A 15,865-nucleotide genomic window follows, 5' to 3' on the forward strand; every position below is an offset into this window, starting at 1 on the left:
AGGGATTAACGGTGAAAACGGCTCAGTCCGGCTCGTGCAGACGCGCCCGTAAACGGCTGATGGCCTGGCTGTGCAGCTGCGATACGCGCGACTCGGTGACGCCCAGTACCGCGCCCACCTCCTTGAGGTTGAGCTCTTCCTGGTAGTAGAGCGCCATCAACAGCTTTTCGCGCTCCGGCAGCGCTTCGATCGCGGCAATCAGAGTGTCGCGCTGCTGGCCGTCCAGCAGCTCCTCGAAAGGCGCGTTCAGCGACTCCTGAAGCGGCTCGCTGCCCTCTTCCAGAAGCTCCTCGAAGGGCAGCAGGTGGCCGCTGTTGGTGTCCGCCAGCAGCTGCTGATACTCATCGAGCGGGATGTCCAGGTCGCGGGCGATCTCGCTCTCTTCCGGGGCGCGCCCCAGGCTTTGCTCCAGCCGGCGCACGGACTCGTCCATGGCCCGGGCCGAGCGGCGTACGCTGCGCGGCAGCCAGTCCCGGGTGCGCAGCTCGTCGACCATCGCCCCGCGAATTCGCTGGCTAGCAAAGGTGGCGAAGCTCGCCCCCTGGGCGGCATCAAAACGCCCCAGCGCCTCTAAAAGCCCTACCATGCCGGCCTGGATCAGATCGTCGAGCTCGATGCTGGCCGGCAAACGAACTTGCAACGCCAGCGCCTGGCGACGCACCAGCGGCATGTGCTGGTTGACCATATCGCTGTGTTGGATTCTTCCCTTTGCTGTATACATCGGCGTGCCCCTGGCTAATCGCTGGTCACTGATAGTTCACAATCACTTGAAGCCCTCTCACCCTCACCGGCGGCTGGCCACGCCCCAACGCGAAACGAAACTCGAGCGGCGCGCCGGCATTGAGCCCGGCAAGGCCGGTGGCACTGCCGCGCTGGCCGTCGAGGGCGACGCAGCGCTCCGGGTGGCAAAGCCAGGCATGGATATCGGCCCCCGGCGGCGCTTCGAAGCGCCAGTTGACGCGCTCGATGCGCCCCTGATGAATCTCGGCACTGGGCGGCGGCGCGAGCGCCTGGCTGGCACTTGCCCGGTCGCTCATCGCGACCATCAGCCCGGTCGTATCGACACTCCAGCTGCCCCCGCCCGCCAGGGCCGACAGCGAAAGCCCGCTGGCCACCACCCCACTCAGCGCTGCGAGAATGACGTTTCTCATTAGCATAACCTAACCATAGTGGCTCACTCAGTATGGCCTACCTGGCCAAAAGCAGCAGTTCGATCCCCAGGTACGCCGCCGCCGCCGCGCGCAGATTCTCGAGCAGCCCGGCGCGGGGCAGGCCCGGCTCATGCAGCGCCAACAGCCGTTTGGGCCCCTGGTGTTCGCTGACCAGGCGCAGCGTGCGGTACATGGCGGCGAACGCCTCGGCGTCGCTTCGCACCCACAGCGCCCAGCGCGAGTAGCGCGCGCAGAGCGCCTGGAGCGGCGCATCGGCGTCCACCGGCACGACCTCCCAGCTCTCTGGCGTTGCCGCCCAGCGCCGGCCAAGCCGCGACCACTCGTCGAGGCGCGCGATCACCGGCTCGCGCTGCTTCGACCCAAGCCCGACCACGGCGAGCGGTATTTTGGCGACATGCGCGTCTGCGACGTGCGCGTTGGCGACATGCGCGTCCGCGACGGGCGCATCGACAGCGCGTGCATCGGCTTCGCTCGCCTCCAACGCCTGAGCCTGCCGCACATCGTCGTCGCCTTGCGCGCCGGCCGACTGGCCGGTGCGCAGGTTCGCCCACTGGCGCAGCCCCGCGGCCTGGTCCTGGCCGCTCATGCAAAGGTCTCGCGGCTGACGCTGCCAAACTGACGGATCGCGTCGCGGGTCATTAGAAAGTGCATGATCGCGTCCGCCAGCGCGCTATCGCGGCGCTTGCGCGGGCTACCCAAAAGGCGCAGTAAATCCTGCTGCAACGCCTGGGCCTCTTCGTCCTCGGCGCTGTCCAGGTGGGTGGCCACGCACGCTACGCCGCTGGCCATCAAGAGCCGTAGCTCAGCGCTGACCTCGCCGCCGTCCGACTCCTTAAGTGCGCGCCAAACGCGTTTGGTCAGCGCTACCGTGCCTTCACTTTGCAGCTGGGTGATCAAAAGCGACAGCGCCTCGCTCCCCAGCCGCGCCGGCGTGAGCCAATAGCGCTTGGCGACCCGCCGCGATGTTTCCGGGTCGCGCAGTTCGCCGCGCCAGGCGAGCAGCCGCTGGCCCGCGACGTCGGTGACCTCGGCGTGGGCGCTGTAGAGCGAAAGCGACTGACCGCGAAAGCGCACGGGCACCTGGTGGCCCAGGGTCGCCTCGTCAAACAGCGCGGCCATGGCGTAGCGTTCGCCCTGCCAGTATACCCGCTGGCTTCCGCTGACCCGGCTGACCCAGGTCAAGCGCTCGGCTTCCAGCGCGTTAAGCGTTTCGCCCTCGACCAGGGTGGGCAGCAGGTGCACGGCGGCCTGGCGCTGCGCGTCGATGCGCGCCTGCCAGCCGGCGCTCTGGCGGTGCTGTAAAAGCGTCAGCGCACAGAGGCGTCCGTCGGCATCGAGATTCAGATCCGGCATCGACCACTCCATGCCGCGCTCGGCGCGCCGGGGCGACCACACCACCCCCAGCGCGCGCTGCTCATGATAGCGATCTGCAAGCGCTGCCAAACGCTGGTCGTGGAGCACGCCGGGCAGCGCGGCGATATCCCAGCTCGCCTCCAGCAGAGAGAAGCCGGCAACGCGCTCGCGAAGGCTCGCCATCAGCAGGCCAAGGCGCCGCCCCTGGCCCAGCACTTCCCGCGACCAACGCGGCGCCAGCGCCTCGCTCGACCAGGCCGGGCGGGCGGGTTCGCGCTCGCGCACGTCGGTCATGGCGTGGGTGAGCGCCTGGTCCACCAGCGCCGTCGGCTCGGCCAGCTGCATGTCCTCCGGTACGCGCTGGCCGTTGGAGCAGAAAAGCACGCGCAGGCCAAAGCGCATGACGATATCCAGAAGCGGCGCCAGCCGGCCCGCCTCGTCCTGCTTGGTAATGATGCAGTCGTCGAGCTCCGCCCCGGCCGCCCGCGCCGCCTGGCGGTAGCGCAGCACCACCTCTTCCAGGGTTTCCGGCTGGCTGGCGGCGTTGAGCACCAGCACCAGGCGCACCTTCGAGCCGCCGCCCTGCAGCTGGTCGATCTGGGTGATGACTCGCTGATCGCGCTGGCTCATGCCGACGGTGTCGATGATCACCCACTGCTTGCCGCCAAGGCGTCCGAGCAGGTCGTCGATCGGCTGTTCGTGATCGAGGGCGTACATCGGCGTGTCGAGCAGGCGGGCGTAGATCCGCAGCTGTTCGTGGGCGCCGATACGAAAGCTGTCGGTGGTCACCAGTGCCACCGGGCGCGTGCCGTGGCGCATGACGAAGCGCGCGGCGAGCTTGGCGGTGGTGGTGGTCTTGCCCACGCCGGTCGGGCCGACCAGCGCCACGATGCCGGTCTGGTCGAAAAACGCCTCTTCCCTGTCGAGTACCTCGAGCCGCGCGACGAGCTGGCGGTGCAGCCACGCGAGAACCCGCTCGTCCTGGGGCGACAGTGCGCCGAGCGATTCGGGCAGTGCCGCGCTGATCTCCTCGCAAAGCTCGTTGCCAAACCCCACGCGGGCGAGCAGCGTGTTGAGCGTTTGCGCCGTCGACGGCGCCGGCGCACTCGCCACGTGAGTGCGGGCGAGCAGCGCGCGCATGTCCTGCATCTCCTGCAAGAGACGCTCGCTGACCGCCTCGAAAGGCTGGCTCGCGCTTGCCGGCGCGGTGGAGGGCGCCTCGAGCGCCGCGGCAACGTGCGCGTAGGGGCGATCGACGTCGGCTAAACGCTCCCTTGAAGGCTCGATGTCCGGTTGAGGCGCCGGCGGCGCGGTATGATCCAGCGCGGCGTCCTCGGCCATGGCCAGGATTTCGACACCGGTGTCCGTGCGCCGGTTGGCGACGATCAGCGCCTCGTCGCCCAGCGCCGCGCGCACCTGGCGCATGACATCGCGGCTGTTGGCACCGATAAAGCGTCTTACGCTCATGGCTCTCCCCCTTCGTTATTCAAAGCGCGCCCGCAACGTCTCATCGCGACCCGCCCACCAGCGTGGTGATTCTGAGCGTGCGGTCGTCGGGAATTTCGGCCTGGGACATCACCACCAGGTGGCGCAGCCGGCGGCGCAAAAAGCGCGCGACGATGGGGCGCAGCGAGTGCTGAACCACCAGCACCGGCGGCTCGCCGCTGGCTTCCTGGCGCTCCAGCGCCTGCTGGGTCTGGTTCATCAGCGTATCGGCCAGCCCCGGCTCCATGGCGCCGTTGCCGTTCATGGCCTGGATCAACACCTGCTCGAGCTGGGCGTCCAGGCCGATCACGTGAAGCGCCTCCTGGCCTGCGAACCACTGCTGGGTAATCGAGCGCCCCAAACTGATGCGCACCTGAGCGGTCAGCTCGCCCACGTCCTTCTGCTGGCCGGCGACGTCGGCCAGGGTATCCAGAATCGTGCGCATGTCGCGAATCGAAACGTCCTCTTCGAGTAGGTTCTGCAGGATGCGCTGGAGCGTGGTGAGCGAAATCGCCTTGGGCACGACCTCTTCGACCAGGGATTTCTGCTCGTCGCCGAGCTTGTCGAGCAGCTTCTGCACTTCCTGGCGGCCGAGCATTTCCGGCGAGTGGCGGTGCAAGAGGTGGTTCAAGTGCGTGGCGATCACGGTGCTGGCATCGACCACCGTGTAGCCAAATACCTGGGCGTGCTCGCGCTGGCTGGCATCGATCCACACCGCCGGCAGGCCGAAGGCGGGGTCCTCGGTGGGCGTACCCGACAGCTCGCCGGAGACCTGGCCCGGGTTGATCGCCAGCCACTTGCCCGGCTGCGCCTCGGCGCGGCCGATCTCGGCGCCCTTGAGCGAGAGCACGTAGGCACTCGAGGAGAGTTCGAGGTTGTCGCGAATGTGCACCACCGGCGGCAGAAAGCCGACCTCCTGGGCAAACTTCTTGCGCACGCTCTTGATTCGCGCCAAAAGCTCGCCCTTCTGGCGCGAGTCGACCAGCGGGATCAAGCGGTGGCCAACCTCGAGCCCCAGCGTGTCGACCAGCTGCACGTCCTCCCAGCTCGCCTCCGGCGTTTCCTGCATTGGCACCGGCGCCTGGGCCATGTCCTCGCTTACCAGCACCTTCTCCTGGTGGCGCTTCAGATACCAGGCGAGACCGCCGAGCAGCGCGGTGAAGATCAAGAACACCAGGTTGGGCATGCCGGGCACCATGCCCAGAAGTCCCATCACCGCGGCGGCGAGAATCATCACCTGCGGATTGACGAAGAGCTGGCTGAGCATCTGCTGGCCCACGTCCTGCTCGGTGTTGACGCGCGATACCGTCACGCCAGCGGCGGTGGAGATCACCAGCGCGGGGATCTGCGCGACCAGACCGTCGCCGATGGTCAAAAGCGTATAGGTGCGCCCGGCGTCGGCGAAGCTCATGCCGTGCTGCATCATGCCGATGACCAGCCCGCCGATGATGTTGACCACCATGATGACCAGCCCCGCCATGGCGTCACCGCGCACGAACTTGCTGGCACCGTCCATGGAGCCGTAGAAGTCGGCCTCCTGAGCGACCTCGGCGCGGCGCTTCTTGGCGTCCTCCTCGCCGATCAGGCCCGCATTCAAATCGGCGTCGATCGCCATCTGCTTGCCGGGCATGGCGTCCAGAGTGAAGCGCGCGCCGACCTCGGCGATGCGCCCGGCGCCCTTGGTGATGACCATGAAGTTGATGATCACCAGGATCAGAAACACCACCAGGCCCACGGCGAAGTTGCCGCCGACCAGAAACGTGCCGAAAGCCTCGATCACCTTGCCCGCCGAGGCGCCGCCCTGGTGGCCCTCCATCAGCACCACGCGGGTCGAGGCGACGTTGAGCGATAGCCGGAGCAGCGTGGTGAACAACAGCACCGCGGGAAACGCGGCGAAATCGAGCGGCTTTTCGGCGAACATGCTCACCAACAGCACCATGATGGACAGCGCGATATTGAAGGTGAACAGCAGATCCAGCGCAAACGGCGGCAGCGGCACGATCATCATGCCAAGGATCATGAGAATCAGCAGCGGGCCGGCCAACAGCTTGATCGGCACATCGCCAAAGGGGTTGCGTCGACTGATCAACTGGCTAAACGCCTTCATGAGCGTGCCTCAAAAGCACCAGGGCCTCGGGAGGGATGAGTCATCTCGTCGGGAACCGGTAAGTTATCGGGGGTTGGCGGCGTTTCGCCACCGTCTTGCGCCACGCTTTTCAAGCGGTACGCCCAGGCCATGACCTCGGCCACGGCGGTATAGAGCTCTGCCGGCACTTCGCCGTCGAGATCAACGTGGTGATAGAGCGCCCGCGCCAGCGGCGCGGCCTCCAGCCGCGGCACGCTCGCCTCCTGGGCAATATCGCGAATGCGCGCGGCCACCGCGTCGGCGCCTTTCGCCACCACGCGCGGTGCGCCCATCTGGCCCTCCTGATAGGAGAGCGCGACGGCGTAGTGCGTGGGGTTGGTGATGATGACGTCGGCCTCGGGCACCTTGCTCATCATGCGCCCGCGCGCCATGGCCTGCTGCTGCTGGCGAATGCGCCCTTTCACGTGCGGGTCGCCTTCGGACTCCTTGTGCTCGCGCTTGACCTCTTCCTGGCTCATGCGAAGCTTCTTGGCGTTGCTCCAAAGCTGAAAAGGCACGTCGATCAGAATCACCACCACCAGCGACGCGATCGCTAAAGCCGCCGCCAGCGCCGATAGATTCAGGGCACTGGCCAGCGCCTGCTGCACCGGCTGGTCGGCCAGACCCAAAAGCCGGTCGATGTTGAAATAGATGAACGCGCTGGCGATGCCGCCGACCAGAATCGATTTGGCGATCGCCTTGGCAAGCTCGATCAGCGCCTGGCTCGAGAAAATACGTTTGACGCCCGAAATCGGGTTGAGCTTGGAAAACTTCGGCTGCATCGATTTGGCCGAGACCAGCCAGCCGCCCAGCAGCGCGGGTGCGACCAGCGCCACGGCGCCGAGCAGTACGAACAGTGGGATCATCGCGATCAGCGTGCGCTCACCGAGATCGAGCGCGTTGGTCAGCATTGGCATGGGGTCGAAGGCCTGGTGGCGGTCGAACAAGAATGCCCGCTCCATCACCATGCCGAGCTGGTCGTAGAGCATCTGGCCCATGCCCCAAAGCCCGATGACGCCGGCCATCAGCAGTAGAAAAGTCGTGAGCTCACGCGAGCGGGGAACCTGCCCCTCTTCACGGGCTTTCTCCTTTCGCCTGGGCGTGGCCTCTTCGGTTTTTTCCTGATCGCTATCGTTGTCTGCCATGAGTCATCCGGCTCATCCTGGACGGCGCACCAAAAGTCAGCCGCCCCGAAGGACGGCTGAGTAAGGTGCCTAGTGTGCCAGATGAGACGTTTAACAATGTCTCAATAACAAGGTATTAAAAGCCTAATTCGTCCAATAAGTCGTCCACCTGATCCTGGCCGGTCACGATATCCGGGGCGTTATCGCGGATCTGTGGGCCGTTGAGCAGCTCTTCCTTGCGCCGTACGCTGTCGTTTTCCCACTGATCCTGGGCCTTGCGCTGCATGCTTTCGCGCGCCTCGGCGCCGGGCACGTTGTCGATCAGTACCTGCACGAGCTGGTGCTCGATTTCGCGGATTACATCCATCATCTTCTTGATGACCTGGCCGGTCAGGTCCTGAAAGTCCTGGGCCATCATGATGTCCATCAGCTCCTTGTTGGTGGCCGCGGTCATCGCGGGTACGTCACCCAGGTAGCCACGCGTCTGCTTGACCAGCTCCTTCGCCTCATCGAGCTCCTGAGGCGCTTCGAACCAGGCCGCCCAGCGCTTGTCGAGCGCCTCGGCCCGCTCGGCGAGCTGATCCTGCAGCGGCTGGGCGCGGTCGATGGCGTTGAGCGCGCGATCGGCCGCCTGCTCGGTCATGGTGGCGACATAGTGCAGCCGGTCGCGAGCGTCGGGAATGGCCACCGCTGCTTTTTCGATCTCCTTGTCGAGCCCGAGTTCGCGCATGTTGTCGCGCAGCATACGGGTGAGCTTGCCGATCCGATGAATCAAATCATCGGCGGCGTCGTCGGGCAGCGTCTTGTTGTCTGCCTGCTCGTTATGACTCATGGCACTCTCCTCGTGCGCCAGGCGCAAAGCCCGACCACTTTATTTGCCCATTTTTTCAAAGATTTTATTGAGTTTTTCCTCAAGGGTCGCGGCGGTGAACGGCTTGACCACGTAGCCGTTGGCGCCGGCCTGGGCGGCCGCGATGATGTTTTCCTTTTTCGCCTCGGCGGTCACCATCAGTACCGGCAGCTCCTTGAGCGCGGCATCCTGGCGAATCTCCTTGAGCATCTCGAGCCCATCCAGATTCGGCATGTTCCAGTCGGAGACGACGAACTCGAAGCTACCCGCGCGCAGCTTGTTGAGGGCATCCTGACCATCCTCGGCCTCCTCGACGTTGGTGAAGCCCAGCTCCTTCAACAAACTGCGCACGATGCGACGCATGGTCGGAAAATCGTCCACGACCAGAAAGCTCATGTTCTTGTCGGCCATTGCTCGTTCTCTCTCTATAGGGGGCATTGGCCCCCGACCGGCGTCGGGGGCGTTGAATTAAAAGGATTCCCACTCTTCGACCTGGCTTTCACGCGCTCGCGCGGGCTCGGGTCGTTGAGCGATCTGCTTGGCGGGCTGGGGTGCTACGGCCGGTTTGGGGCGCGCACTGGCGGTGGCAGCCGATGTGTAGCCGCGCCCGCCGTCCAGCACCTTGAACACCGCGACCGCCTCTTCGAGGCGGCTGGCCTGCTCTTCGAGCGAGGCCGCGGCGGCGGCGGCCTGCTGCACCAGCGCCGCGTTTTGCTGGGTGACTTCGTCCATCTGGCCGACCGCCTGGCTGACCTGCTCGATGCCGTCGCTCTGCTCCTGAGAAGCGGCGGAAATTTCGTCCATGATGTCTGCGACCCGGCGCACGGCGCTGACCACGTCGGTCATGGTGGCGCCTGCCTGCTCGACCAGGGTCGAGCCTTCGCTGATCTGCTTGACGGAGCTGTCGATCAGCGTCTTGATCTCCTTGGCGGCGTCGGCGCTGCGGCTCGCCAGGTTGCGCACTTCACCCGCGACCACGGCGAAGCCGCGGCCCTGCTCACCGGCCCGCGCCGCTTCCACCGAGGCGTTCAAGGCCAGGATATTGGTTTGAAAGGCGATCGAGTCGATTACGCTGGTGATGTCCGCGACCTTCTGCGAGCTTTGCGAGATGCCGTGCATGGTTTGGACCACCTGCTCGACGACCTGGCCGCCATGCTCCGCCGTGGTAGACGCTTCACCGGCCAGGGTGCTGGCCTGGCGCGCGTTGTCCGCGTTCTGCTTCACGGTGGCGGTCATCTCTTCCATGCTCGCCGCGGTTTCCTCGATGGAGGCCGCCTGCTGCTCGGTGCGCGAAGAGAGTTCGGTGTTGCCCTGGCTAATTTCACGGGTGCCGTGGTGGATCTCACTACTGCCGCCGCGTACGCGCTCGACCAGCCCGGTCAGGTTTTGCTGCATGGTGCCCATGGCCGCGAACAGGCGACCGATTTCATTCTTGCCCGAGGGGGGTACCGGCTCGGTCAGATCCGCCTCGGCGATTTTGTTGAGCCGGCGCACGGCGTCGTTGAGCGGCAAGGTCACGGTGCGACGCAGGCCGATGTAAATCACGACGATGAGAATGAGCGAGATGATCACCGCCGCGACGTAGAGCATGTTGAACAGATGGCGCTGCGACTCAAGCTCATCGTGAATCGCATCTACCCGTGAAAAGCCGTACTGGGTGAACGCGGTGATACTCTCTGCCATCGTGGCCAGCGGCGCTTTCATTTCGGTGCGTAGCTGGTTGAAAGTCGCCATGTCACGGTTTAGCAACGCCTCTTGCTGGCGTCTAACGACCGGCATCAGGCGTTGATAGTCTGCGATCATTTCTCGTGCCAGCTCCTCGCCCTGAGGGGTTCGCGGCGTCGCGATGAAGTTGTTAAAGCGCGCTTCGGCGCGCTCGATGCGGTCGAGCGCCGTGTTGAGCGACTCAGTGGCGAGCGCGCTCTGGTTCCCTGTGAGGTAGTTGGACGCGGTTTCGAGCGATAACAGTGCCTGGTTGAGCAGCGAATCACCCCGGTTGAGTTCGTTGAGCTGCGCCCGGCTGATGGTGGTCAGCGTATTCACGCTCTTTGCGGTAGAACGATCCGTCATCACGTTGAGTGCGATCAACGCCAGTATCAACACCGTAAAGCCGCCAAGCGCTGCGATGACGGCCGCGTGGATACTAAAATTACGCCCGATATGCTTCATGACCTATCAACCCCCTTATATAAAGTTATACCCGCTGCGCGCGACCGGACGCTGCCACCAGCGCCATGAGACGTTCAGGAATGTCATCCAGCGCCAGCACCTCACAGGCGCCGCCTACTGCAATCGCTTCGCGGGGCATACCGAACACCACGCAGCTCTGCTCGTTTTGGGCGATCGTCGGTGCGCCGGCCTGGCGCATCTTCAAAAGCCCGTTGGCTCCATCCTTGCCCATGCCGGTCAAAATGACGCCGATGGCGTTCTTGCCGGCATACTTCGAGGCGGAGTCAAACAGTACGTCGACCGAGGGGCGGTGTCGGTTGACCGGCTCGCCATCGTGCAGGCGCACCACGTAGTTGGCACCGCTGCGGGCCAGTTCCAAATGCTGGCCGCCGGGGGCGATATAGGCGTGCCCGGGAAGCACGCGCTCGCCTTCCGAGGCTTCCTTCACGGTGATACGGCAAAGCCTGTTCAGGCGCTCGGCAAACGACCGGGTAAAGCCGCCGGGCATGTGCTGGGTAATCAAAATGGCCGGTGAATTGGCGGGTAGCGGCTCGAGCACGGCGCGAATCGCTTCGGTGCCACCGGTCGAGGCGCCGATGATGATCAGCTTTTCGCTGGTGATCATTGGCGCGCTCAGCGCCGCCGGCGCCGACGTGGGCTTACGCGCCTGACGCGGGCGCGAGCGCGCGGCGGCGCGAATCTTTTCGGCGATTTCGTTGGCGTACTCCATCATGCCGCTGCGCACCCCGATGCTCGGTTTGGCGACGAAATCAAGCGCCCCAAGCTCCAGCGCGCGCAGGGTGATTTCCGAGCCGCTTTGGGTCAGCGACGACACCATTAGCACCGGCATTGGGCGCAAGCGCATCAGCCGGTCGAGAAAATCGAGCCCGTCCATGCGCGGCATTTCGACATCGAGGGTCAGCACGTCCGGATTGTGCTGCTTGATCAAATCGCGAGCCACGAGTGGGTCCGGGGCGGTGGCGACCACCTGCATATCCGGCTGTTCGTTGATGATCGTGGTGAGCAGATCACGGATCAGCGCCGAGTCGTCGACGCACAGCACTTTGATTTTGGCAGTACTCAAGGTCCGCCTCCTGTTAGTGAATTCATCGCTACACGCCTTTCCAGCAGGGTCTCGGCTCGGCGCTCACCGCACGGCCCGGGTGTAGACCGTTTGGCCACGCAGCTTGAAAGCGTCGCTGATGTAGGAAAAATTCTCCGAGTGGCCGGCGAACAACAGACCGTCGCTTTTCATCACCGGGGCGAAGCGGGCCAAAATTCGGGACTGTGTCTCTTTATCGAAATAGATCATGATGTTGCGACAAAAAATGGCGTCAAAAGGCCCCTTTACCGACCAGGAGGGCGCCAGCAAGTTGAGCGGCTGAAACTCCACCAGCGCCGCCACTTCCGGGCGCACCCGGGCAAGGCCCTCGTGGCTGCCCGTTCCCTTCTGGAAAAAGCGCTTTACGCGCGCTTCGTCGAGCTTGCGCACCTGCTCCTGGGGGTAGATCCCCGCGCGCGCCTTCGCCAGCGCATCGGTGTCGATATCGGTGGCGATCACCTTGGCGTTCGACACCCGGGAACCGAGCACTTCCAGCAGCGTCATGGCGATCGAGTAGGGCTCCTCACCGGTGGAGGCCGCCGCGCACCAGATGGTGATGGGGCCGGTGCGGTCCTTCAGGTGCTGGGCCAGCAGCGGAAAATGGTGCGCCTCACGAAAGAACGCGGTCAGGTTGGTCGTGAGCGCGTTGGTGAACGCCTCCCACTCACTCGCGTCCGGCTGACGCTCGAGGCGCGTCAGATAATCGGTGAAGCGCGTCAGGCCGTGATGACGCAGTCGCCGTGCCAGCCGGCTATAAACCATCTCCCGCTTGTGTTCGGCCAGCACGATGCCGGCCCGCTGATAGATCAGCTCCCTAACGCGCAAAAAGTCGGCGTCCGTGAGAATCAGGTCGCGCTCGACCTGACCGCCCGTCGTCCAGGGGCTTTTTTCTCCCGACTCAACGCATGATTCGTTCAAAATTCCTGCCACTCCTCTGCAACCGCGACCTGCCGCTTAGCGGGGCTGGCAGCCGGCGGTAGGGAAGATGACTTCCCGGTGGAAAGCGTCGGCGAAGGCGTCTTATAAGTCGCGCTCGCGTGGGCTTGTTGGGTTTGCCGCTGCAGTCGAAACGCCTCGACCGACATCGACAGAAGGCTTGCCTGGTGCTCGAGCGCAAGAGCGGCCTGCGCCGTTTGCTGCACACGCTCGGCGTTTTGCTGCGTGGCCTGATCCATTTCGGTCACCGACTGGTTGACCTCACTGATGCCGCTGCTCTGCTCTTCTGATGCCGACGAAATCTGGTGCATGATGTCGGTCACGCTGCGCGCGGCGTCGACCACCTCGTTGATCGCACCTTCGGCCTGCTCGACCAGCGAGGCGCCGGTGGTGACATCCTGGTGCGAGCTGTCGATCAGACCGCGAATTTCCTGAGCGGCGGCGGACGAACGGCCGGCGAGATTTCTCACCTCTTCGGCCACCACGGCGAAACCGCGACCGTGCTCGCCGGCCCGCGCCGCCTCCACGGAAGCATTCAGCGCCAGAATGTTGGTCTGAAACGCGATACCGTCGATGACATCGATGATGTCGGTCATCTTTTGCGAGCTTTGCGTAATGCGCTGCATGTTGCTGACAAGCTCGGTCATCAGGTCGCCGGTTTGACTGACCCGCTCGGCATTGTTATCGGCCAGACGGCGCGCTTTTTGAGCGTTGTCGCTGTTTTGCCGTACGGTCGCGGTCATCTGCTCCATGCTGGAGGCGGTTTGAGCCAGCGACGCCGCCTGCTGTTCGGTGCGCGCCGAGAGCTCTTCATTGCCGCTGGCGATATTGCGCGCCGCCGGCGTGACCACGTCGATCCCCTCCTTGACGTCGCCAATGATGCTGCCAAGGCTCTTGCGCATGGTGTTCAGCGAGCCCAGCAGATGGCCGATCTCGTCGCGCCGCGTCGAGGGCGCGCGGGCTGCGAGGTTGCCGCCGGCGATTTGCAGGGTGAAGCGCGAGGCGTCATTGAGCGGCCTGACGATCGAGCGCAGAATCATGACACCCAGCAGAATCAGTGCAAGCAGCCCAACGACCATGACGATGGCCTGGGTGGTCAGCATGCTCGCCTGCGCCCGTTCGCCTTCGGCGGCCATCGCCTCGGCGGCGCGCTGCTCCTGACCGATCAGCTCGTTCACCATCAGCGACAGCGCCCGCCCTTCTTCGTTGATTTGGGTGGTGATATCGCCCAGCTGGGTAAACACGTCCAGCGCGTCGTCGGACTGCAGTACCCGAACGGCGCTCGTCACGCCGCCTTCGAAAAACGTTTCAAGCTGCGCGTCGAACTCGGTGGCAAGCCCGGTCGCGTTCTCCTCTCGATCGAAAAAGGCCTGCCAGGTCGCACTGATCTCCTCGGCACGCTGAGTGATCTCATCACCGATATCGAAGCGGCGATCGACCAGCTCCATCCGATCGGACTCGACCAGCGACTGACGCGTCAACGCGATGCCCTGGTCGATCTGCTGCAAGCGAATAACGTCACGCAAACCGTTTTGATGAAGCTGCGTCAGCCGATCGCCGGCGGCGTTGATACCAAAAAGCCCAAGCCCGCCGCCCAACAGCAACAGCGCGCTGCCGATCACCACCATGCCGACGAGCTTTGCGCGAATGGTCGTCAGGCGCAGGCGCTTTAGCCGCTGGAGCGCGCCGCGCCGGCGAATACGGCCCTTGTCGAGATAGATCGCCTTGCCTCCCCCGGCGTTGACCTCGGCGTAAACGCGCTGGGCGCGGTCGATCGCCTCGCGGCTCGCCTGGATGCGCACCGAGGTGTAGCCCACCACCTCGTCGTTTTCGATGATCGGCGTGACGCTGGCCTCGACCCAGTAGTGATCGCCGTTTTTGCAGCGGTTCTTGACCAGCCCACGCCAGGTCTTTTGCGCTCTGGCGGTTTGCCACAGATCCTTGAACGCCACGGGCGGCATGTCCGGGTGGCGAATGATGTTGTGCGGCGCGCCGATCAGCTCATCGCGCGTATAGCCGCTGATCGCGACGAACGCCGGGTTGGCATAAGTAATGTTGCCCTCAAGATCCGTTCGCGAGACCAGAAAATCGTCGCTTCCCAGTTCGATTTCGCGCTGCGTGACGGGTTGGTTATTGCGCATGCTCTACCTTGTTCTTTTTTTGAAAATGATCCCGATGCAGAGCACGGCGAAACCGTGTTCTCCAGGGGTACTGATGACGGCCCGAACGATGCCGGTTTAAAACGCCTCCCACTCTTCGACGGCCGGCGCCGAGCGTACCGGCCTGGCGCGCTCGACGGGCGCGGCGGGCAGCGCCGGCCTGGCTACCGGCGCCGACGCGCCTTGAGTCGCTCCCCCGGCGACCTTGAAGCGCTCGACCGCGTCACGCAGGCGCGCCGCATCGCCTTCGAGCTCCCTTGCGCGTTCGGCGGCCTGCTGCACGAGCCGTGCGTTTTGCTGCACGACGTCGTCCATTTGAGTCACCGCCTGGTTGACTTGGCCGATCCCATTGCTCTGTTCAGACGAGGCCGATGCGATTTCGTCCATGATGTCACTCACCCGTTGCACTGCGCTGACCAGCCCCTGCATGGTCTGCCCGGCCTGATTGACCCGCGCTGTGCCGCTGTCAACCTTGGCAAGCGAGGTATCGATCAACGTGCGGATCTCCTGGGCGGCAGAGGCGGAGCGGCTGGCCAGGCTACGCACTTCCTGGGCGACCACGGCGAAACCGCGGCCATGCTCGCCGGCGCGCGCCGCTTCGACGGAGGCGTTGAGCGCCAGAATGTTGGTTTGAAAGGCGATGGTGTCGATGAGCGTGATAATGTCGGCCACTCGATGCGAGCTCGAGCTGATCTCTTCCATGGTCTCGACGATGCGGCTCACCTCCTCGCCGCTTTGACGCGCGGTGAGCGTGGCGTCGCTGGCAAGCTTACTGGCCTGGCGGGCGTTGTCCGCGTTGTGGTTCACCGTCGAGGCGAGCTCCTCCATGCTGGAGGCGGTCTCCTCGAGCGACGAGGCCTGCTGCTCGGTGCGCGCGGACAGGTCACCGTTGCTGCTGGCGATGTCGTGGGCACGCTCGACAATGAGCACCCCGCTTCGGCGCACCACCCCCACGGTTTGCGAAAGCGACCCTTGCATTGCCGCCATGGCGAGATAGAGCCGCCCGATTTCGTTATTGCCGGGCGCGGTGATCGACTGGTTCAAATCGCCCTCGGCCATGCGTTCGAAGTAGCCCACCAAACGGCTCAGCGGGCGCAACACGTTGGCGCTCACGCCCCAGGCCACGACCGCCACGGTCAGCGCCGTGATCACCAAAATGGCGATCAGGGCCCAGCGCGCAAGGTCGGCGAAGGCGTCGAAACGCTGTTGAGCGGCGCTATCGGCCGCGCTGGCCACCAGCACACCGCTTTTATCCAGCGCGTAGAGCCCGGTGGCACAGGCGGCAACGGTCAGAGCGGAAAAGGTGACCAGCACCAGCGTCCAGCTCAGCCGAACGGTCATGTTGCTCAACAGGGTATGCATCGACAGTCGCCCCTTTTACGCCCGCAGC

The 15,865-nt window shown here is 64.6% G+C and carries 13 protein-coding genes; all 13 read right to left on the reverse strand.

All coding sequences use genetic code 11. From position 1 onward, the window contains the following. Nucleotides 1–22 precede the first annotated feature (22 nt). Entirely contained in the window at nucleotides 23–721 is a 699-nt protein-coding gene (locus tag RN347_RS16295; protein ID WP_311958932.1) for an RNA polymerase sigma factor FliA, read from the reverse strand. A gap of 25 nt (nucleotides 722–746) precedes the next feature. Beyond that, the gene (locus tag RN347_RS16300; RefSeq protein ID WP_263585802.1) at nucleotides 747–1,151 is read right to left on the reverse strand and encodes a flagellar protein FlhE; all 405 of its coding nucleotides are present in this window, start codon (nucleotides 1,149–1,151) and stop codon (nucleotides 747–749) included. A gap of 37 nt (nucleotides 1,152–1,188) precedes the next feature. After that, a complete protein-coding gene (locus RN347_RS16305) occupies nucleotides 1,189–1,671 on the reverse strand; it encodes a hypothetical protein (RefSeq protein WP_311958933.1) in 483 nt (160 codons plus the stop codon). Between the two features lie 83 nt (nucleotides 1,672–1,754). After that, entirely contained in the window at nucleotides 1,755–3,992 is a 2,238-nt protein-coding gene (gene flhF, locus RN347_RS16310; RefSeq protein WP_311958934.1) for a flagellar biosynthesis protein FlhF, read from the reverse strand. A gap of 40 nt (nucleotides 3,993–4,032) precedes the next feature. Continuing rightward, nucleotides 4,033–6,117, reverse strand: coding sequence for a flagellar biosynthesis protein FlhA (flhA, locus tag RN347_RS16315; RefSeq protein WP_311958935.1), 2,085 nt, complete (start codon nucleotides 6,115–6,117; stop codon nucleotides 4,033–4,035). After that, entirely contained in the window at nucleotides 6,114–7,280 is a 1,167-nt protein-coding gene (flhB, locus tag RN347_RS16320) for a flagellar biosynthesis protein FlhB (RefSeq protein WP_311958936.1), read from the reverse strand. The genes flhA and flhB overlap by 4 nt, the downstream gene beginning before the upstream one ends. A gap of 115 nt (nucleotides 7,281–7,395) precedes the next feature. Further along, nucleotides 7,396–8,091, reverse strand: a complete 696-nt coding sequence (gene cheZ / locus RN347_RS16325) for a protein phosphatase CheZ (RefSeq protein ID WP_311958937.1) — start codon at nucleotides 8,089–8,091, stop codon at nucleotides 7,396–7,398. Between the two features lie 39 nt (nucleotides 8,092–8,130). Then, on the reverse strand, nucleotides 8,131–8,520 hold the full coding sequence (gene cheY, locus RN347_RS16330) for a chemotaxis response regulator CheY (protein WP_263585796.1): 390 nt from the start codon (nucleotides 8,518–8,520) through the stop codon (nucleotides 8,131–8,133). Between the two features lie 57 nt (nucleotides 8,521–8,577). After that, on the reverse strand, nucleotides 8,578–10,278 hold the full coding sequence (locus tag RN347_RS16335) for a methyl-accepting chemotaxis protein (protein WP_311958938.1): 1,701 nt from the start codon (nucleotides 10,276–10,278) through the stop codon (nucleotides 8,578–8,580). A gap of 25 nt (nucleotides 10,279–10,303) precedes the next feature. After that, entirely contained in the window at nucleotides 10,304–11,362 is a 1,059-nt protein-coding gene (locus RN347_RS16340; RefSeq protein ID WP_263585794.1) for a chemotaxis response regulator protein-glutamate methylesterase, read from the reverse strand. Between the two features lie 63 nt (nucleotides 11,363–11,425). Then, complete coding sequence (locus tag RN347_RS16345; protein WP_311958939.1) at nucleotides 11,426–12,298, reverse strand: CheR family methyltransferase; 873 nt, start codon at nucleotides 12,296–12,298, stop codon at nucleotides 11,426–11,428. Further along, nucleotides 12,295–14,457, reverse strand: a complete 2,163-nt coding sequence (locus tag RN347_RS16350; RefSeq protein ID WP_311958940.1) for a methyl-accepting chemotaxis protein — start codon at nucleotides 14,455–14,457, stop codon at nucleotides 12,295–12,297. Before RN347_RS16350 ends, RN347_RS16345 begins: the two co-directional genes overlap by 4 nt. A gap of 96 nt (nucleotides 14,458–14,553) precedes the next feature. Beyond that, a complete protein-coding gene (locus tag RN347_RS16355; protein WP_263585791.1) occupies nucleotides 14,554–15,837 on the reverse strand; it encodes a methyl-accepting chemotaxis protein in 1,284 nt (427 codons plus the stop codon). Nucleotides 15,838–15,865: the final 28 nt, after the last annotated feature.

This window comes from Halomonas sp. PAMB 3264 (assembly GCF_031954245.1).
In the GTDB taxonomy this organism is placed as follows: Bacteria; Pseudomonadota; Gammaproteobacteria; order Pseudomonadales; family Halomonadaceae; genus Vreelandella.